The sequence below is a fragment of the Aliirhizobium wenxiniae genome (genome assembly GCF_019511445.1).
GTDB lineage: Bacteria > Pseudomonadota > Alphaproteobacteria > Rhizobiales > Rhizobiaceae > Neorhizobium > Neorhizobium wenxiniae_A.
Genome location: NZ_JAEUAN010000009.1, coordinates 1 through 18,260, shown reverse-complemented (window position 1 = coordinate 18,260; position 18,260 = coordinate 1). Strand labels below are relative to the sequence as shown.

The 18,260-nt window shown below is 61.4% G+C and carries 17 protein-coding genes; 10 read left to right on the top strand and 7 right to left on the bottom strand.

Annotated features, from left to right (window positions below):
* Positions 1–6 precede the first annotated feature (6 nt).
* Positions 7–990 carry a class 1b ribonucleoside-diphosphate reductase subunit beta gene (gene nrdF, locus JNB91_RS12605; protein ID WP_220325867.1) on the top strand — a complete coding sequence of 328 codons (984 nt, stop codon included), beginning with the start codon at positions 7–9 and terminating at the stop codon, positions 988–990.
* Positions 991–1,018: 28 nt separating this feature from the next.
* Here the strand turns inward: nrdF and JNB91_RS12600 are convergent, their stop codons facing one another.
* Positions 1,019–1,690 (bottom strand): FadR/GntR family transcriptional regulator, encoded by a 672-nt coding sequence (locus JNB91_RS12600; protein WP_220325866.1) that lies wholly within the window; start codon positions 1,688–1,690, stop codon positions 1,019–1,021.
* Positions 1,691–1,844: 154 nt separating this feature from the next.
* Here JNB91_RS12600 and JNB91_RS12595 point away from each other — a divergent pair, with 154 nt between their 5' ends.
* From JNB91_RS12595 to JNB91_RS12555, 9 genes are all read left to right on the top strand, one after another.
* A complete protein-coding gene (locus tag JNB91_RS12595; protein ID WP_220325865.1) occupies positions 1,845–3,404 on the top strand; it encodes a sugar ABC transporter ATP-binding protein in 1,560 nt (519 codons plus the stop codon).
* A 4-nt stretch (positions 3,405–3,408) separates the two neighbouring features.
* Positions 3,409–4,464, top strand: a complete 1,056-nt coding sequence (locus JNB91_RS12590) for an ABC transporter permease (RefSeq protein WP_220325864.1) — start codon at positions 3,409–3,411, stop codon at positions 4,462–4,464.
* Positions 4,465–4,580: 116 nt separating this feature from the next.
* A complete protein-coding gene (locus JNB91_RS12585) occupies positions 4,581–5,525 on the top strand; it encodes an ABC transporter substrate-binding protein (protein ID WP_220325863.1) in 945 nt (314 codons plus the stop codon).
* A gap of 69 nt (positions 5,526–5,594) precedes the next feature.
* Complete coding sequence (locus JNB91_RS12580) at positions 5,595–6,602, top strand: aldo/keto reductase (protein ID WP_220325862.1); 1,008 nt, start codon at positions 5,595–5,597, stop codon at positions 6,600–6,602.
* 4 nt (positions 6,603–6,606) lie between these two features.
* Positions 6,607–7,419 carry an amidohydrolase family protein gene (locus JNB91_RS12575; RefSeq protein ID WP_220325861.1) on the top strand — a complete coding sequence of 271 codons (813 nt, stop codon included), beginning with the start codon at positions 6,607–6,609 and terminating at the stop codon, positions 7,417–7,419.
* A gap of 9 nt (positions 7,420–7,428) precedes the next feature.
* Positions 7,429–7,758, top strand: a complete 330-nt coding sequence (locus tag JNB91_RS12570) for an L-rhamnose mutarotase (protein ID WP_220325860.1) — start codon at positions 7,429–7,431, stop codon at positions 7,756–7,758.
* Positions 7,759–7,872: 114 nt separating this feature from the next.
* Positions 7,873–8,607, top strand: coding sequence for an SDR family oxidoreductase (locus JNB91_RS12565; protein WP_220325859.1), 735 nt, complete (start codon positions 7,873–7,875; stop codon positions 8,605–8,607).
* A gap of 43 nt (positions 8,608–8,650) precedes the next feature.
* A complete protein-coding gene (locus JNB91_RS12560) occupies positions 8,651–9,496 on the top strand; it encodes a fumarylacetoacetate hydrolase family protein (protein ID WP_220325858.1) in 846 nt (281 codons plus the stop codon).
* 78 nt (positions 9,497–9,574) lie between these two features.
* Positions 9,575–10,864, top strand: a complete 1,290-nt coding sequence (locus JNB91_RS12555; RefSeq protein ID WP_220325857.1) for an L-fuconate dehydratase — start codon at positions 9,575–9,577, stop codon at positions 10,862–10,864.
* A 310-nt stretch (positions 10,865–11,174) separates the two neighbouring features.
* Here the strand turns inward: JNB91_RS12555 and JNB91_RS12550 are convergent, their stop codons facing one another.
* From JNB91_RS12550 to JNB91_RS12525, 6 genes are all read right to left on the bottom strand, one after another.
* Positions 11,175–12,185 carry a zinc-binding alcohol dehydrogenase family protein gene (locus JNB91_RS12550; protein ID WP_220325856.1) on the bottom strand — a complete coding sequence of 337 codons (1,011 nt, stop codon included), beginning with the start codon at positions 12,183–12,185 and terminating at the stop codon, positions 11,175–11,177.
* A 220-nt stretch (positions 12,186–12,405) separates the two neighbouring features.
* The gene (locus JNB91_RS12545) at positions 12,406–13,812 is read right to left on the bottom strand and encodes a mannitol dehydrogenase family protein (protein ID WP_220325855.1); all 1,407 of its coding nucleotides are present in this window, start codon (positions 13,810–13,812) and stop codon (positions 12,406–12,408) included.
* The gene (gene uxuA / locus JNB91_RS12540; RefSeq protein ID WP_220325854.1) at positions 13,809–15,008 is read right to left on the bottom strand and encodes a mannonate dehydratase; all 1,200 of its coding nucleotides are present in this window, start codon (positions 15,006–15,008) and stop codon (positions 13,809–13,811) included. Before uxuA ends, JNB91_RS12545 begins: the two co-directional genes overlap by 4 nt.
* Before the next feature lie 12 nt (positions 15,009–15,020).
* On the bottom strand, positions 15,021–16,058 hold the full coding sequence (locus tag JNB91_RS12535; RefSeq protein ID WP_220325853.1) for an L-idonate 5-dehydrogenase: 1,038 nt from the start codon (positions 16,056–16,058) through the stop codon (positions 15,021–15,023).
* A 60-nt stretch (positions 16,059–16,118) separates the two neighbouring features.
* A complete protein-coding gene (locus JNB91_RS12530; RefSeq protein WP_220325852.1) occupies positions 16,119–17,525 on the bottom strand; it encodes a TRAP transporter large permease in 1,407 nt (468 codons plus the stop codon).
* Positions 17,526–17,528: 3 nt separating this feature from the next.
* Entirely contained in the window at positions 17,529–18,104 is a 576-nt protein-coding gene (locus JNB91_RS12525; protein ID WP_220325851.1) for a TRAP transporter small permease, read from the bottom strand.
* Positions 18,105–18,260: the final 156 nt, after the last annotated feature.

The window sequence follows — 18,260 nt, the reverse complement described above, 5'->3', positions numbered from 1 at the left end:
ACCGAGATGAACATCCAAGTAAAGAACCCCAAGCCCGCAGCCGCCATCCGCGCCATCAACTGGAACCGTATCGAGGACGACAAGGATCTCGAAGTCTGGAATCGGCTCACCAGCAATTTCTGGCTGCCGGAAAAGGTCCCACTTTCCAACGATATCCCCTCATGGGCAACGCTGAAGCCCAACGAGCAGCAGCTCACAATCCGCGTTTTTACGGGCCTCACCCTGCTCGACACGATCCAGAATGGCGTCGGCGCGGTGCGGCTGATGGAAGATGCTGTCACCTCGCATGAGGAGGCGGTGCTGTCCAATGTCTCCTTCATGGAGGCCGTGCACGCACGCTCCTATTCGTCGATTTTCTCCACGCTTTGCCTGACTCCGGATGTCGACGATGCCTATCGCTGGTCGGAGGAAAACGAGTTCTTGCAGCGCAAGTCGGCGCTGATCATGGAGCAGTATGAAAGCGGCGATCCCTTGAAGAAGAAGATCGCCTCGGTCTTTCTTGAGAGCTTTCTGTTCTATTCCGGTTTCTATCTGCCGATGTACTGGTCGAGCCGCGCGCGCCTCACCAACACCGCCGACCTGATCCGCCTGATCATCCGCGATGAAGCGGTGCATGGCTATTATATCGGCTACAAGTTCCAGCGGGCCGTGGAACTATTGCCGGAGGCCAGGCGGCAGGAGATCAAGGATTTTGCCTTCGATCTGCTGCTCGAGCTTTACGACAACGAGGCGAAATATACCGAAGACCTTTATGACGGCGTCGGGCTGACCGAGGACGTCAAAAAATTCCTGCATTACAATGCCAACAAGGCGCTTATGAACCTTGGTTATGAAGCTCTTTTCCCCGCGGAAGCCTGCAAGGTCAATCCGGCGATCCTTTCGGCACTCTCGCCCAATGCCGACGAGAACCACGACTTTTTCTCGGGATCGGGGTCTTCCTATGTCATCGGCAAGGCGGTGGCGACCGAGGACGAGGACTGGGATTTCTAGAAGCCGGTTTCAGAGCTGCGCATTCGCGCTAGTTTTCCAACCAGCGGCGACCGGAGGCGGTGAGATGCGAGTGCATTGCCGCCTGTGCCGCCAGTGGATCGCGCGCCTCTAGTGCGGCCAAAATAGCGTGGTGCTCATTCAAGGCTGCGGTCCAGCTATCCGCCGTCTCGAAATGGCCGCGGATGCCGGCAGAGAGCGGGCTGTGGCGTTCGTCGAACAGATTTTCGACGATCTCGGCAAACAGCGTGTTGCCGGTGCTTTCGGCGATGATCAGGTGGAAGGCGCGGTCCTGCTCGATCGGCTTTCGCGTGTTGGCAATATCGTCTGCCATCGCACCGAGCGTTGCGCGCAGCATGACCAGCGTCTTTTCCGTCATTGTTGCCGCCGCCTGGACGATGATGGCGCTCTCGATGACGGCACGCGCCTTCATCAGTTCCGACGGGCTTTCACCCAGGGATCGGCCATTGCCGGCCGGTTTTGCCGTGTTGAGCACATAGATGCCCGACCCCATGCGGATCTCGATCGTGCCGTCGATTTCGAGCGCGATCAGCGCTTCCCGGAGCGATGGGCGCGAGACGCCGAGCTGCTGGGCGAGTTCGCGCTCTGCGGGAAGGCGCGCGCCGGCCTGATAGTCGCCCTTGGCGATAAGCTGCCGGACGCGGTCTGCTGTCTGTTGATAGAGGCGTCGTGTATCCGTCATTGAGGTCTGGCCAATTGCGTATTTAACGGGCAGTTGGCGTCAATAATTAGCATGATGCAAGAAAAATCTGCAAATTGGCTTGACCAAATGGCGCGGTCGCGATTTGATAATCGGCAAGAGCCCTGGGAAGCTCTTGCGCGAAGAGGAGATCGCGATGGGAGGAGTGCCGCAACCTGCAGGCATGGCTGGTCATGCCCTTGGACATGCCGTGCTGTTGAAGCTTGAGGGTGTGTCCAAGGAATTTCCGGGCGTAAAAGCGCTGTCAGGCGTCAGTTTCGATCTGCGCGCCGGCGAGGTGCATGCCGTCTGTGGAGAGAACGGGGCGGGAAAATCGACGCTGATGAAGATCATCAGCGGTGTCTACCAGCCGAATTCCGGTTCGATCACCTTCAAGGGCGAGCCGGTGCAGTTTGCCTCGACGCTTCAATCGGAAGCGGCCGGCATTGCCATCATCCATCAGGAGCTCAATCTCGTTCCGCATCTGACGGTGGCGGAAAACATCTATCTCGCCCGCGAGCCGCGCCGCGGTTTTCTTGTCGACCGGAAGAAGCTGGTGGCGGATGCGAAGCGCTGTCTCGACAGGCTTGGCGTCGATATCGACCCGAATGTGCAGGTGCGCACGCTGTCGGTGGCCCAATGCCAGATGGTGGAGATCGCCAAGGCGCTGTCGCTCGATGCGACCGTGCTGATCATGGACGAGCCGACCTCTTCGCTGACCGAGCAGGAGGCACAGCTTCTGTTCAAGGTGATCCGCGACCTGAAGGCCCAGGACACCGGCATCATCTATATCTCGCACCGGCTCGACGAGATGGCGGAGATCGTCGATCGCGTCACCGTGCTGCGCGACGGACGTTATATCTCGACCGATGATTTTGCTGCGCTGACGGTCGATGACATCGTGGCACGGATGGTGGGGCGGTCGCTGGAGGACAAGTTTCCCGAGCCGACGCGGGTGCCGGGCGATAAGGTGATCTTTTCCGCAACCGGCCTGACCAGTCGTGGCGTGTTCTCCGACATCAATTTCGAGATCCGCCGTGGCGAGATCCTCGGCTTTGCCGGGTTGATGGGGGCGGGGCGCACGGAAGTGGCGCGCGCCATATTCGGGGCCGATCCGCTCGATGCCGGGACGATCACGCTCGACGGCAGCGAATTGAAGATTTCCGATCCACGCAGCGCCATCGAGGCGGGCATTGCCTATCTGTCCGAAGACCGCAAGGCGCAGGGGCTGGCGGTGAAAATGCCGGTCGATGCCAATCTGGTCATGGCGCGGATGGGCGCGGTCGCGAGCCGTTTCGGGGTGATCGACCGCAAGCGGCATCGCGAGGCGGGGCAGCGCTATGTCGATCTCCTGAATATCCGCACGCCGAGCCTCAGCCAGCCGGTTCGCCTGCTCTCGGGCGGCAACCAGCAGAAGATCATCATCGGCAAATGGCTGTTTCGCGAGCCGCGCATCATGTTCTTCGACGAGCCGACGCGCGGCATCGATGTGGGGGCGAAATTCGCCATCTACCAGATCATGGACGAGCTTGCGGCACGCGGCATCGGCGTCGTGCTGATCAGTTCGGAACTACCGGAAGTTCTCGGCATGTCCGATCGTATCGCCGTCTTCCATGGCGGGCGGATCACCGCGACGCTTGAGACGCGAACGACCTCCCAGGAAGAAATCATGCATTACGCGTCCGGCAGCGGCCGGCGCGGCGAACAGGGATTGTGAGTACATGGCCGATATGACCAGCGAAAAACCGGCGCAACAGCCGGCCCCGAAGGCCGCCGGTCAGGGGCGTCGTCTCAGCGAGCGGCAGAAGGATATCATCCAGAAATTTGCGGCCCTCGGCAGTCTGCTCGTGCTGGCCGCAGTGTTCTCCGCCACCAGCAGTGCCTTCTTCACCGTCGGCAACGGCATGACGATCGCGCTGCAGGTGACGTCGATTGCGCTGCTTGGCATCGGTGCGACCTATGTCATCATTACCGGCGGTATCGATCTGTCGGTCGGTTCGGTTCTGGCACTGGCCGGCGTGGTGGCGGCGCTTGCGGTGAAGGAGCTGCAATTGCCTATCTGGATTGGCATGCTGCTCGGCATTCTGACCGGTTCGCTCTGTGGGCTGATCAATGGTTTCGTCATCACCCAGTTGAAGCTACCGCCCTTCATTGCGACGCTCGGCATGATGCTGATCGCGCGTGGTGTGGCACTGCAGATCACCGGCGCGCGTGCTGTATCTGGCCTTGGCGAGGCTTTCGGCGAACTGGGCAACGGCTCGCTGTTCAGGATCGAATCCATCGACGATCAGGGTTTTCCGGTCGTCTCCTTTCCCGGAATTCCCTATCCGGTCGTGCTGATGATCGTCATCGCTTTCATCGCCGCCTTCGTGCTGAACCGGACGGTGCTCGGGCGCTACATCTATGCGATCGGTTCGAATGCCGACGCGGCGAGGCTTTCCGGCGTCAACGTTTCGCGCGTCACGGCCTTTACTTATGTCGTGTCGGGGACGCTTGCGGGGCTGACGGGCTGCGTGCTGATGTCCCGCCTTGTGACTGCCCAGCCGAACGAGGGGGTGGCTTATGAGCTCGACGCGATTGCCAGCGCGGTGATCGGCGGCACATCGCTGATCGGCGGTGTCGGCACGATCTCCGGCACGATGATCGGCGCCTTTGTCATCGGCATATTGCGCAACGGATTGAACATGAATGGCGTCTCCGCCTTCACCCAGCAAATCATCATCGGCCTTGTCATTCTGGTCACCGTGTGGATCGACCAGCTGCGCAACCGCCGCTGAGGACCAAGGGAACGGCCGGGGGCCGGGCCTGATTATGGAAGCCACGGGGAGGGGAGGAGCCTTCCCTTTTAACGGACCTTTGCGGAATTTCCCGGGGTCATTCGAGGAGGAAAGACATGCGTAGACTTGCAACGGTCCTGATGGCGTCGGCACTTGCCTTTGCCGGAGCTTCCGCCGCATCGGCCGGCGAAATCGCCGTCATCGTCAAGACGGTCAACTCGACCTTCTGGCAGAATGTGCAGAAGGGTGCGGAAGCCGCGATCGGCGGTGCCAAGGGCGAACACACGATGACCTTCCAGGGCCCGGCGGCGGAATCCGCCATCGCCGACGAGGTCAACATGGTGGAAAATGCCGTCAACCGTAAGGTCGCCGCGATCCTGCTTGCGCCGTCCGATCCGGATGCGCTGGTGCCGGCGGTGAAGAAGGCCTGGGAAGCGCGTATCCCGGTCGTCATCATCGACAGCCAGCTTTCAGCGGGTTCGGACAAATATTACCAGTCTTTCCTCGCCACCGATAACCGCAAGGCCGGCGAGCTTGCCGCCAAGGCGCTGATCGAAAAGGTCGGCCAGACCGGCAAGATCGCCGTCATGTCCTATGTCGCCGGTGCCGGTTCGGAAATCGGCCGCGTCGGCGGTTTCACCGACTACATCAAGGCCAACTCCAAGCTGGAAATCGTCGGGCCTTATTATTCGCAGTCGCAGATGGCGACCGCGCTGAACCAGACCACCGACGTTCTGGCCGCCAACAGTGACCTCAAGGGTATTTTCGGCGCCAACGAGCCGACGGCGATCGGCATGGGCCGGGCGATCAAGCAGGCCGGCAAGGCGGGCAAGGTCGTGGCGATCGGCTTTGACGGAAACCAGGACCTGCAGGAATTCGTGAAAGACGGCACGCTGACGGCGACTGTCGTTCAGGGCTCCTACCAGATGGGCGAAAAGGGCATCCAGACGCTGCTCTCGATCCTCGGCAAGCAGAAGGTCGACAAGACCGTCGATACCGGCGTCGTCGTGGTGACGAAGGACAATATCGACAAGCCGGAAGCCAAGAACGTTCTATACTGACCAAGCTGGCGCGCGGGTGGAGATCTCCCGCGCGCTCCTTTTCGATCACGATCGGGATTTCAGAACATCATGAAGGTTTCGGACAGGCGCAGGCTGCGCAATCGCGACGTCTCGTTCACGCTCATGGGGCTGGGCTGTGCCCAGATGGGCAATCTCTACAGGTTGACCCCCTATCAGGAATCGCTCGGCGCCTTCGAGGCCGCCTGGGATGCCGGCATTCGCTATTTCGATACCGCGCCCTTTTATGGCTATACGCGCTCGGAACGTCGGCTCGGGACGATGGTGACGGACCGCGAGCGGGGCGATTATGTGCTTAGCACCAAGGTCGGGCGGCTGATGCTGCCGGATAACAGTGTCGGGCCGGAAGAGGATGCCTTTGTCGCGCCGCTGCCGTTCCGGCCGACCTATGATTACGGTTATGACGCGATCCTGCGCTCGTTCGAGGATAGCCGCCAGCGGCTCGGCATGTTTGCCCCCGACGTGCTTTTTGTCCACGATATCGGCCGCGCCACCCATGGCGATCGTCACCAGCATTACTGGGACCAGTTGACCAAGGGCGGCGGGTTCCGGGCGCTCGGCGAATTGCGTACAGCTGGCCTGATCAAGGCGATCGGGCTTGGCGTCAACGAGTGGCAGGCGATCGCCGATGCGATGGACGAATGCGATATCGACGTATCGATGCTGGCCGGGCGCTATACGCTGCTCGAACAGGAGAGCTTGGCCCTGCTCGACCGCTGTCACCGCGAAGGCGTCGGGATCGTTGTTGCCGGCGCGTTCAATTCCGGGCTTCTCGCGGGAAACCGCAAGTTCAATTACGCCGAGGCTCCGGCCGATATTCTCGCCCGCGTCGGCGAGATCGAGGCGGCATGCGAGGCTGAAGGCGTTGAAATGCAGGCGGCGGCACTTGCCTTTCCGGCGCTGCATCCGGCTGTTGTCAGTGTCGTTTCGGGCGCACGCAATGCCGAGCAGATGAAGGCCAATGTCGGCTGGTTCGAACAGGAAATTCCGGCCTCGTTCTGGACCCGGCTGCAGGACAAGGGTGTGATCGCTGCGGATGCATCGGTTTCGGGTGGCTGAGACGATGATCATCGATGCCCACCAGCATTTCTGGCTGCTGAAAGATCGCAACGGCGGCTGGCCGCCACCGGAGCTTGCCGCCATTCACCGCGATTTCCTACCCGCAGATCTGGCGCCGGAAATCGAGGCTGCCGGCGTCGGCGGCACGATCCTCGTGCAATCGAGGCCGAGTGTCGAGGACACGCGGTTCATGCTGGGCCTCGCCGAGAAGAGCGATACCATTCTCGGTGTCGTCGGCTGGGTCGATATGAAAGCCGCGGATGCGCCGGAGGTGATCGCCGATCTTGCCAAGGCGCCGAAGCTGAAGGGGCTGAGACCGATGCTGCAGGATATCGCCGATCCCGACTGGATCGACGATCCGGCGCTTGAGCCGGCTGTCGAGGCGATGATGGCGCATCATCTGGTTTTCGATGCGCTGGTGCTTGAGCCGCATCTTGTCGCCCTTCACGCCTTCGCCCGCCGTCATCCCGGCCTGCCGGTGGTCATTGACCACGGGGCGAAGCCGCGGATCGCTACGGGGCATTATCGCGACTGGCGGCACGCGATGCTGCGGCTTTCGGAACTCGACAATGTCTGCTGCAAGCTTTCCGGCCTGTTGACCGAGGCGGGCGGACAGAAGTCGGAAGCGCTGCGGCCCTATATCGAGACCATTCTCGAATTGTTCGGGGCGGACCGGGTGATCTGGGGCAGCGACTGGCCGGTCGTTGATCTGGCCGGGAGTTATGCCGGATGGATTGCTCAATGCCGTGAGATCGTGCCGGAAGCTGATCACGATGCGGTGTTCGGCGGCAATGCCCGACGCTTCTATGGATTGTGAGGATAGACCATGCAGAGAATGGGGATGGTGATCGGCCTCGCGCCGGAAAAGGTCGAGGAATACAAGGCGCTGCATGCCGCGGTCTGGCCCGAGATCCTTGACCTCATATCGCACTGCAATATTTCCAACTACTCGATATTTCTGCGCGAGCCGGAGAACCTGCTGTTCGGTTACTGGGAATATCATGGTGCTGATTTCGCTGCCGATATGGCGAAAATGGCGGCGAGTGAGAAGAACCAGGAATGGTGGTCGTACTGTATTCCCTGCCAAAGACCTTTCGCAACGCGAAAGGATGGGGAATGGTGGGCATCGATGGATGAGGTGTTCCATCTGGATTAGAGCAATTCCAGCAAAAGTGGAAACCGGTTTTGCGTCAGGAATTGCGTAGAAACAAATAGATAGAGCAGTTTCGTGTTTCGAAGAAAGACGAAAATGATCTAAAGGGAGAAGAGGATGACAGGTAAGCTAGGAGGCAAGGTGGTCGTCGTGACCGCCGCCGGTCAGGGGATAGGGCGGGCCAGCGCATTGGCCTATGCCGAAGCGGGCGCACAAGTCTTTGCGACCGATATCAACGAGGGCGCGCTGGCGACGCTCAACGGCAGCGCCAATATCGAAACGGCAAAGCTCGATGTGCTCGACAGCGCTTCGGTGACGGCCTTTTTCGAACGCATCGACGCGGTCGATGTGCTGTTCAACTGCGCCGGCGTCGTGCATGGCGGCTCGGTACTGGAAATGACCGACAAGGATCTGGACTTTGCCTTCGATCTCAATGTTCGCGCCATGGTGCGCACGATCAAGGCCGTGCTGCCGGGCATGCTGGAACGCGGCGACGGCACGATCATCAACATGGCCTCGATCGCGTCGAGCTCCAAGGGCGTGCCGAACCGTTGCGCCTATGGCACGACCAAGGCGGCCGTGATCGGGCTGACCAAGGCGATTGCTGCCGACTACGTGACGCGCGGCATCCGCTGCAACGCGATCTGCCCGGGTACGGTGGAAAGCCCATCTCTGGAACAGCGCATGCGCGCCCAGGGCAATTACGAGGAGGCGCGTGCAGCCTTTATCGCACGCCAGCCGATGGGGCGTCTCGGAAGCCCCGAAGAAATTGCGGAACTGGCGGTCTATCTCGCCGGCGCTACCTACACGACCGGTCAGGCTGTCGGCATCGACGGCGGCTGGTCGATCTGAACCTTTTGAATAAGCAGAGTTTAAACTTAAGAGGACTGTATTCATGAAATTCCTGCGTTATGGCGCGCCCGGCGCCGAAAAGCCTGCGATCGTCGATGCTGACGGCAAGATCCGTGATCTTTCCGGCCATGTTTCCGATCTTTCGGGCGCGGCACTTGCCCCTGATGCGCTTGCAAAGCTTGGCGCTATCGATGTGAAAAGCCTGCCGCTGGTCGAAGGTTCGCCGCGTCTCGGCCCGTGTGTCGCGGGTACCGGCAAGTTCATCTGCATCGGCCTCAACTATTCCGACCATGCCGCCGAGACAGGCGCAACCGTGCCGCCGGAGCCGATCATTTTCATGAAGGCGTCGTCCGCCATCGTCGGCCCGAATGACGATGTCGTCATTCCGCGCGGATCGGAAAAGACCGACTGGGAAGTCGAGCTCGGTGTCGTCATCGGCAAGACGGCGAAATACGTTTCCGAGGACGATGCGCTGGATTACGTTGCCGGCTATTGCTTGACCAACGATGTTTCCGAACGTGCCTTCCAGGCCGAGCGTTCGGGCCAGTGGACCAAGGGCAAATCCTGCGACACGTTCGGTCCGCTTGGCCCTTGGTTGGTGACCAAGGACGAGATTCCGGATCCGCAGAACCTCGGCATGTGGCTGACGGTGAACGGCGAAAAGATGCAGGACGGTTCGTCGAAGACCATGGTCTACGGCGTCAAGTTCCTCGTCTCATATCTCAGCCAGTTCATGTCGCTGCATCCGGGCGATGTCATCTCCACCGGCACGCCTCCGGGCGTCGGCCTTGGCATGAAGCCGCCGCGCTTCCTCAAGGCCGGTGACGTCGTCGAACTCGGCATCGAAGGCCTCGGTACCCAGAAGCAGACCTTCAAGGCCGATATCTAAGGCCATCTATCGGCGCGCCGGTTTGGAGGCTGGCGCGCCGATTTCATGAAATTCAAGTCGGCAGAGGAGGCCGCAGCCATGACCCGCATCACCAATCTTCGTGTTTTCGACTTGCGCTTCCCGACTTCGGCAAGTCTTGACGGGTCCGATGCGATGAACCCCGATCCGGATTACTCGGCGGCCTATGTCATTCTCGAAACCGACAAGGACGGCGTTTCCGGCCACGGCCTGACCTTTACCATCGGCCGCGGCAACGACATTTGCTGCATGGCGATCGAGGCAATGCGGCATCTGGTTGTCGGCAAGGACCTTTCGGAAATGCGCGCCGCACCCGGAAAATTCTGGCGGCATCTGACCGGCGATAGCCAGCTGCGCTGGATCGGGCCGGACAAGGGCGCGATGCACCTTGCTACTGGTGCGGTGGTCAATGCACTCTGGGATGCGCTCGCCAAGGAGGCGGGCATGCCGGTGTGGAAATTCGTGGCCACCATGTCGCCGGAAGAGATCGCCGATATTGTCGATTATCGGTATCTCACCGACGCGCTGACCCGCGACGAGGCGATCGACATCCTGCGCAAGGCCGAAGAGGGCAAGGCGGAACGGATCGCCATTCTCGAGCGTGAAGGCTATGCCTGCTACACGACCTCGGCCGGATGGCTGGGCTATCCCGACGACAAGCTGCGCCGGTTGGCGCAGGAGGCGGTCGATGCCGGATTCAGCCATGTAAAGATGAAGGTCGGGCGTGATCTCGAAGACGATATCCGTAGGCTTACCATTTGCCGCGAGGTGATTGGGCCGGATCGCTACATGATGATCGATGCCAACCAGGTCTGGGATGTCGATCAGGCGATCCACTGGGTGAAGGCGCTCTCTTTCGCAAAGCCGTTCTTCATCGAGGAGCCGACCAGCCCTGACGACGTGGCGGGGCATAAAAAGATCCGCGAGGCGATTGCGCCGGTGAAGGTGGCGACCGGCGAAATGTGCCAGAACCGCATCATGTTCAAGCAGTTCATCGCCGAGGGCGCGATCGACATCGTGCAGATCGATGCCTGCCGCATGGGCGGGCTGAACGAGGTGCTGGCGGTGCTGTTGATCGCGGCGAAATTCGGCAAGGCGGTCTGGCCGCATGCCGGCGGCGTGGGCTTATGCGAATATGTGCAGCATCTGTCGATGATCGACTACATTGCAGTATCGGGAACGAAGGAGGGCAGGGTGATCGAATATGTCGACCATCTGCACGAACATTTCGTCGACCCCTGCGTGATCAAGGACGCCGCCTACATGCCGCCGTCGCGGCCGGGCTTCTCGATTGAGATGAAGCCGCAGTCGATCGAGGCCTATCAGTTCGGACGGTCGAAGGCGGCGTGAGCCGAAGCTTAAGTCTGGATACAATCAAGGCGCCATTCGGCGCCTTGATTGTTGAGGGAGAAGCTTTTTTCGCCGACGGTTGCTTTTGAATTCCCTCATTCCTGTGCTTGTCACAGGAATCCAGCCACGGCGCGTCTGCGCCGTGAAAGGAGTTTTCTGGCCCAAGGACTTGGGCCGCTGGATCCCTGTGACAAGCACAGGGATGAGGGAGAATGTTGTTGACGGCGTGGCCAAAGCGGGCCTCGAATTTCCTGAGGCGCAAGCCGTAACAGCCGTCTGAAGCTTCCTCAAACTGGCAGCTGCAAAAGCCTCAAACCTCCAGAATGGCCTTGATCACGCCTGCCTCCGGCTTCGACCATTCGGAAAACAGCTTCACCGCGTCGGAAAGCGGTGCGCGGTGGGTGTTCAGCGCGCGGGTCGGGACCTTGCCTGCCTCGATCTGGCGCACGACTTCGGCAAAATCATCCGGCTGGGCATTGCGGCTGGCGATCAGCGTGGCCTCGCGCTTGTGGAATTCCGGATCGGAGAAGGTGATGTCCTGGCGGACGACCGAGAGCAGCACGTAACGGGCGCCATGGGCGAGGAAATTGAAACCGCGCTGCATGGGGATGGCGTTGCCGGTGGCGTCGATGACTACATCGTACCATTCGCCGCCGGTCTGCCGTTCGGACACCTGTTCCGCGTCGGCATCGGCAAAGATGGTCTCGTCGGCACCGAGCTTTTCGACGGCAAAGGCGAGCCGGTCCTCGCGCGTATCCATGACCGTGACATGCGCGCCGCGGGCTTTGGCGAAAATGATCGCCGACATGCCGATCGGGCCGGAGCCGGTGACGAGCACGCGGTCCTGCGGCGTGATCGCACCGCGTTTGACGCCATGGGCGCCGATGGCGAGGAACTCGATCATCGCGGCATCTTCGAGCGGGATATTGCCGGTCGGGATGACGTTTTCCTCCGGTACGCAGAGATATTCGGCCATGCCGCCATCGCTATGGACGCCGAGGACGGAAATGTTGCGGCAGGCATTGCTGATGCCGCGGCGGCAGGCCTGGCAGGTGCCGCAGGAAAGGTAGGGAACGATATAGACGGGTTCGCCGGGTTTAAGCCTGCTGCCGGCCGGAGCCTCCGCGACGGTGCCGGACAATTCATGGCCCATGACGCGCGGATATTCGAGAAACGGGTGTTTTCCCGCAAAGATGTGAAAATCGGTGCCGCAGATGCCGACATGGCGGATGCGGACCTTGACCTCGCCTTCGCCGCGCGCCGGTTCTAGACGATCCTCCAGCGCGAGACGGCCGGGCTCGATACAGACGAGCGCCTTCATGATGGGTTTCCTCCGAAGCTGGTGGGTATGTTGTATTTGAGGAAAGCCCCCTCCCAACCCTCCCCACAAGGGGGAGGGCTTAACCCGGCCGAGCCGCAGAGGCTCGATCGAGGCAGACGATAGCTGTAAGTTCTCTCCCCCCTTGTGGGGGAGATGGCCGGCAGGCCAGAGGGGGATGTGCTAAATGCGCGAATCCTGCTGACGAGGGGGAAAGAGCGTCTCAGAGCCATTTCGCAACCTCTGCGTTGACGAGATCCCGCCAAGCAAGTGACTGGGCTAGCGGAGTCGGGAAAAGGCCGTCGATGGCGACGAAGCTTGCCGTGTAATCCTGCGGATCGGCCGCCTGGGCTGCCGCCAGAAGCTCGTCGCGGCGCGGGTCGTTGCAGTCGCTGAAGCGGGTGAGCGCGGCGATCCAGAGGCCGACGACGCTAGCGAAGCTTTTGCCGTTCGAACCGGCGGCCAGTGCATCCATGGCCGGCGAAAAAATGCGCTGTGGCAGTTTCTGGCTGGAATCCATGGCGATCTGGATATTGCGATGGGCGATCGCCCGGTTGCTGAAACGGTCGATCAGCTGGTCCATGTAGTGGTCGAGATCGATGCCGGGGACCGGGTCGAGCGTGGCCGCGGCGGCGCGCATATGGTCGCGTGTCATCGCCACGAATTCCGGCACGGCCATCACGTCGCGCACGCATTCAAGGCCCTTCAGCAAGCCGAGATGGGCGATCATCGTGTGCGAGCCGTTGAGTAGCCGCAGCTTCATCTTTTCGTATGGTTCGACATTCTTCACGAACAGCGCACCGCCGGCTTCCCAGGCGGGGCGACCGGAGACGAATTCGTCCTCGATCACCCATTGCATGAAGGGTTCTGTATCGAGCGCCATGGCATCGTCGACACCGAGCAGGCTCTTGGCGCGGGTGCGGGTGTCGTCGGTTGCGGCGGGGACGATGCGGTCGACCATGGAGGAGGGAAAGGTGACCTCTTCCTCGATCCATTTCGCCAGTTCGGGATCGCGGCGTTTGGCCATGTCCAGAACCAGACGGCGAACGACCTTGCCATTGGAGGGGAGGTTGTCGCAGCAGAGAATGGTGAAGGGGCGCATGCCCTTGTCACGGCGGGCGGCGAGACCGGCGACGAGATAGCCGACTGCGCCGACCGGGGCGGCGGGATTGGCGAGATCGTTGGCGACGGCGGGATGCGTCTCGTCGATACCGCCGGTCGATGGATGCAGGCCATAGGCCTTTTCCGAGACGGTCAGGGTGACGACATGGATGAAGGGGCTGGCGAGATAGGTGAGTACACGCTCCCGGTCGGTCGCGGCGCAAAGCCAGTCGACGGTCGCGCCGACGACCTCGATCGTGTCGCCGTCACTATCGCGCACGGTGATCGAATAGAGGCCGTCCTGCGCAGCCAATGCTTCGACGGGTTCGGGTGATCGCAGGTTGACGGCGACGATGCCCCAGGGGCCGAACTCGCTCTGCAGCGCGCGCTGGGTATAGACGCCCTGATGGGCGCGGTGGAAGGCGCCGAGGCCGAAATGCAGGATGCCGGGGCGAAGCTCTGAACGGTCATAACCGGGTTGGGCGACGCCGGCGGGAAGCTGCGTTTCGGTTGAAAGATGGTTCGTCATCGGCCAAGTCCGAACTGGCTGTGGCTCAAGGCGCGCTCGATGCCGCGCAGTTCCGCCAGCCCCTTCAGGCGGCCGATCGCCGGATAACCGGGTTGGGCGCCGCGGGACAAATCGTCCAGAATTTCCTGGCCGTGGTCGGGTCGCATCGGGATCTGGTGGTCTTCGCGGCCCTCCGCCTTGCGGCGCTTCTCTTCGGTCAGGAGAGCGGCGATGACGGCGACCATATCGGTACCACCTTCCAGATGCTCATCCTCGAAGAAGGAGCAGGGAAGAGTGTCTTCGTCACGGGTGACGTTGCGCAGATGGACGAAATGGATGCGGTCGGCGAAGCGGGTGGCGATCTCCGCGAGATCGTTATCCGCGCGCGCGCCGAGCGAACCGGAGCAGAGCGTCACGCCATTGGCGCGGCTATCCACCTGACGCAGCATGTGGGCATAGTCGTCGCCGGTCGACAGGATGCGTGGCAGGCCGAGCAGCGGCCACGGTGGATCGTCCGGATGGGCGCAGATATTGATGCCGACCCGTTCAGCGACCGGGGTGACTTCCGAAAGGAAATCGATGAGATGCGACTGCAGTTTTTTCGCGTCGATGCCCTGATAGGTGCGCAGTTTTTCGAGCAGCTGGTCGAGCGTGTAGCCATCGGCCGAGCCGGGCAGGCCTGCGCCGATATTTTTGCCGAGCGCTGCGATGCGGGCGTCATCGAGCAAGGCGAAGCGTCGGGCCGCTTCTTCCTGCAACCGCTCGGGATAATCCTGCGCTGCGCCGGGACGTTTCAGGATATGGATGTCGAAGGCGATGAAATCGGTGAGATCGAAGCGCATCGCCTTTGCGCCATGCTTCGTTTCCCAGCGCAGGTCGGTGCGGGTCCAGTCGAGCACCGGCATGAAATTGTAGCAGACGGTTTTGATGCCGGAGGCGGCGAGGCGGTGGAGCGTTTCCTGCCAGTTCTTCACATGCTCGCGCCAGTCGCCGGTCTGGGTCTTGATCTCTTCGGAGACCGGAACGCTTTCCACCACATCCCAGAATAGACCGCCGTCGCGGATCGCCTGATGGCGTTTCTCGATTTCATCGACGGGCCAGACGGCACCGGTCGGAATGTGATGCAGGGCGCTGACAATGCCCTCGGCGCCTGCCTGGGCTGCATCCCTGACAGTGACCTTATCGACCGGTCCGAACCATCGCCATGTGTGTCGCATCTGTCTTTCCTTTTAGCTGAGGGCGATCTGGACCTTGCAGGCGGCGGTGCGATCACCGGCCTGCAGGAAGGCTTGGAGCGCCTCGTCGATCGGGAATGTGTGAGAGAGGATCGGCCGGACATCGATGTCCCTTGCGCCGATCAGTTTGACGGCACGGGCGAATTCCTCGTGGAACCGCTGCGAGCCGCGCCAGGTGATTTCTTTGCCGACCAGCATGTTGACCGGAACCGACAATTCGCCGGTGACGCCGACCTGCACGATCGTGCCGCGCGGCCTGACGCTCTGGAAGGCCGAGACGAGGGCAGGGCCGGCGGCCGAGCATTCGAAGACCACGTCAAACGTGCCCTTGTCCTTCTGGTAAGGCGCAAGTGCATCGGGTCTGGAGACGTTGATCGTCTCGTCGGCACCCATGGCTGGGCCGCGGGAGAGGGCTGCATCAGCGAGATCGGTGACCGTGATCCGGCCCGCACCGGCGTGGCGCGCAGCTGCGACGACAAGCAGGCCGATCGGGCCGGCGCCGGTGACGAGCACGTTTTTGCCGGTAAGATCGCCGGCCTGAGCAACCGCATGGAGGCAGACGGCAAGCGGTTCGGCGCAGGCGGCTTCGGCGGCTGACGCTTCGCCTTCTACAGGAAAGCACTGGATCGCCGGGACGATCAGCTTTTCGCGGAACATGCCCTGCTCGTGGGGAAGGCGCATGGCCGAGCCCATGAATTTCATCTCGAGGCAATGGATCGGCTGGCCGATGCCGCAATAGTGGCAATGGCCGCAGGGCTGGGATGGGTTGACGGCGACGAGCATGCCGGGCGCAAGGCCGGTGACGCCGGAGCCGACCGCCTCGATATGCCCCGAGGCTTCATGTCCGGAAATGATCGGTTCTCGCACGCGGACCGGGCCGAAGCCGCCATCCTGGAAATAGTGGAGATCGGAACCGCAAATGCCGCCCCGGGCCATTTTCAGGCGGATTTCGCCGGGGCCGGGTTCGGGGCATTCCTGGGTTTCGACGTGCAAGTCCTGCTTGCCGTAGAGACGAACGATCTTCGTCAACATGATGATGCCTTCAGTTGGAATTTGTTGCCTGCGCCGTCTGGCGGCGCAGGCGGAGTATCGTCAGCGGATCAGGCCCATCTCGGTCGGCAGCCAGAGCGTGATGGCCGGGATGAAGGTGATGAGGATCAGCGCGATGAACAGCGGTACCAGCCAGGGTAGGATCGCCATCGTCGTGCGTTCGACCGAGAGTTTGGCCACGCGCGAGAGGACGAAGAGCACCATGCCGAGCGGCGGGTGAAGCAGGCCGATCATCAGGTTCAGCGTCATGATCAGGCCGAAATGCACCGGGTCGATATCGAACTGCAGCACCAGCGGCAGCAGGATCGGCACAAGGATGGTGATTGCCGCGATCGTATCGAGGAAGCAGCCGACGAACAGCATCAGCAGGTTCACGAGGATCAGGAACACCCATTTGCTGTCGGTAAGGCTGGTGATCGCGGTCGACAGAAGCTGCGCCGTCTGGCTGACGGTGAGCAACCAGGCAAAGACCGAGGCTGCGGCGACGATGAACAGCACGGAGGCCGTGGTTTCGATCGTATCCATCGTTGCCTTGGCAAGGGTCCGGAAGGTCATCGTGCGATAGCGCACGAGCCCGAGGAACAGCGACCAGAGAACGGCGGCGACCGCTGCTTCCGTCGGCGTGAACCAACCCATCGTCATGCCGCCGATCAGGATGACCGGGGTCATCAGCGCCATGACGGCGGAGAAGTCGAAATACCAGTCGGCGGCGATGAGTACGATCAGGGCGATGCCGACTGCAAAGTTCAGCGACAGGCCCATCAAGGTCAGGAGATAGATGCCGAGTGGCACCATCATGACGACCATGACTTCGAGCGACGCACCGAAGAGGTTGCGGATGTTGAACGGCGTATCCGAGCCCCAGCGCTTGACGAAGGCGAAGACGGCGACCGTGACCATCATCAGCACCGTCATGACGACGCCGGGCACGATGCCGGCCATGAACAGCGCGCCGATCGAGACGTTGGCCATCATGCCGTAGATGACGAAGGGCAGCGACGGCGGGAAGATGGGGCCGAGTGTGGCAGACGCGGCGGTGACGCCGACGGCGGCCTCGACCGGATAACCATGGTCTTTCATCGCCTTGATTTCGATCGTGCCGATACCGGCGGCATCGGCCAGCGCCGTGCCGGACATGCCGGAGAACACAACGGAGCCGATGATGTTGACCTGCGCCAGGCCGCCCTTCATCCAGCCGACGAGGGCGACGGCGAAGGAATAGATGCGGCCGGTGACGCCGGCGACATTCATCAGGTTACCGGCAAGGATGAAGAAGGGAACGGCGAGAAGCGGAAAGCTCTCGACACCGGCGATAAGACGCTGGGCGGCGATGATATCCGGCGCGACACCATAGAAGATGATGTAGGACACCGACGACACGGCCATCGAAATGGCGACCGGCACGCCGAGCAGCATCAGCGCCAGAAAAGAACCAATGAGAAGCAGCATATCTCAGCCCTCGCTCTGGAAGGCTTCGGGTCGCTCGAGCACCGAATAACCGCGGCGCATATTGGCGATGAAGACCTGAATGGAACGGAACAGCATCAGGACGAATGCCGCGAGCACGGAATAGAAGATGATGTCGCGCGGAAGGTCGACGGTGACCATTTCCTCGCCGGCGACGACTTCCATGTAACGCCACATCAGCCACGAGCCGTAGGCGAAGAAGCCGATGCGGATGATGTCGACAATCGTCGCCATCACGCGTGTCACATGCGCGGGCAGATAGTGGTAGAGCACGTCCACCTGGATGTGGCGCGACATGCGCACACACATGACGGAGCCGAGAAATACCACGCCGATCAGGCAGTTGACGGCGATTTCCTCGGTCCAGGCATAGCTGTCGTTCAAGACGTAGCGGGTAAAGAATTGCAGGAAGACGCAGCCCGTCATCAGCCAGAATAGGCCGAGCGTGATCCAGTCTTCGAAGGCATAGACCTTGAGATCGACTTCGGCGGGGGCCTCGTCAAAGGTATGCGCTATCTCCTCAGGAGTGACCTGAGTGTGAATTTCCGTATGGGTAGACATTAAGTAGCATCCCATTTGCTGGTGAGCGACGCGGATGATGAAACCCCCTCTGGCCTGCCGGCCATCTCCCCCACAAGGGGGGAGAAAACCTGCGGCCCCGTCTTGCCCGACACGAACTCGGCGGATCGGCTGGGTTAAGCCCTCCCCCTTGTGGGG

What these genes read in the sequence shown, in the direction of transcription:
- nrdF (WP_220325867.1), top strand. Translation starts at nt 7, where the DNA reads ATGAACATCCAAGTAAAGAACCCCAAGCCCGCAGCCGCCATCCGCGCC.
- JNB91_RS12600 (WP_220325866.1), bottom strand. Translation starts at nt 1,690, where the DNA reads ATGACGGATACACGACGCCTCTATCAACAGACAGCAGACCGCGTCCGG.
- JNB91_RS12595 (WP_220325865.1), top strand. Translation starts at nt 1,845, where the DNA reads ATGGGAGGAGTGCCGCAACCTGCAGGCATGGCTGGTCATGCCCTTGGA.
- JNB91_RS12590 (WP_220325864.1), top strand. Translation starts at nt 3,409, where the DNA reads ATGGCCGATATGACCAGCGAAAAACCGGCGCAACAGCCGGCCCCGAAG.
- JNB91_RS12585 (WP_220325863.1), top strand. Translation starts at nt 4,581, where the DNA reads ATGCGTAGACTTGCAACGGTCCTGATGGCGTCGGCACTTGCCTTTGCC.
- JNB91_RS12580 (WP_220325862.1), top strand. Translation starts at nt 5,595, where the DNA reads ATGAAGGTTTCGGACAGGCGCAGGCTGCGCAATCGCGACGTCTCGTTC.
- JNB91_RS12575 (WP_220325861.1), top strand. Translation starts at nt 6,607, where the DNA reads ATGATCATCGATGCCCACCAGCATTTCTGGCTGCTGAAAGATCGCAAC.
- JNB91_RS12570 (WP_220325860.1), top strand. Translation starts at nt 7,429, where the DNA reads ATGCAGAGAATGGGGATGGTGATCGGCCTCGCGCCGGAAAAGGTCGAG.
- JNB91_RS12565 (WP_220325859.1), top strand. Translation starts at nt 7,873, where the DNA reads ATGACAGGTAAGCTAGGAGGCAAGGTGGTCGTCGTGACCGCCGCCGGT.
- JNB91_RS12560 (WP_220325858.1), top strand. Translation starts at nt 8,651, where the DNA reads ATGAAATTCCTGCGTTATGGCGCGCCCGGCGCCGAAAAGCCTGCGATC.
- JNB91_RS12555 (WP_220325857.1), top strand. Translation starts at nt 9,575, where the DNA reads ATGACCCGCATCACCAATCTTCGTGTTTTCGACTTGCGCTTCCCGACT.
- JNB91_RS12550 (WP_220325856.1), bottom strand. Translation starts at nt 12,185, where the DNA reads ATGAAGGCGCTCGTCTGTATCGAGCCCGGCCGTCTCGCGCTGGAGGAT.
- JNB91_RS12545 (WP_220325855.1), bottom strand. Translation starts at nt 13,812, where the DNA reads ATGACGAACCATCTTTCAACCGAAACGCAGCTTCCCGCCGGCGTCGCC.
- uxuA (WP_220325854.1), bottom strand. Translation starts at nt 15,008, where the DNA reads ATGCGACACACATGGCGATGGTTCGGACCGGTCGATAAGGTCACTGTC.
- JNB91_RS12535 (WP_220325853.1), bottom strand. Translation starts at nt 16,058, where the DNA reads ATGTTGACGAAGATCGTTCGTCTCTACGGCAAGCAGGACTTGCACGTC.
- JNB91_RS12530 (WP_220325852.1), bottom strand. Translation starts at nt 17,525, where the DNA reads ATGCTGCTTCTCATTGGTTCTTTTCTGGCGCTGATGCTGCTCGGCGTG.
- JNB91_RS12525 (WP_220325851.1), bottom strand. Translation starts at nt 18,104, where the DNA reads ATGTCTACCCATACGGAAATTCACACTCAGGTCACTCCTGAGGAGATA.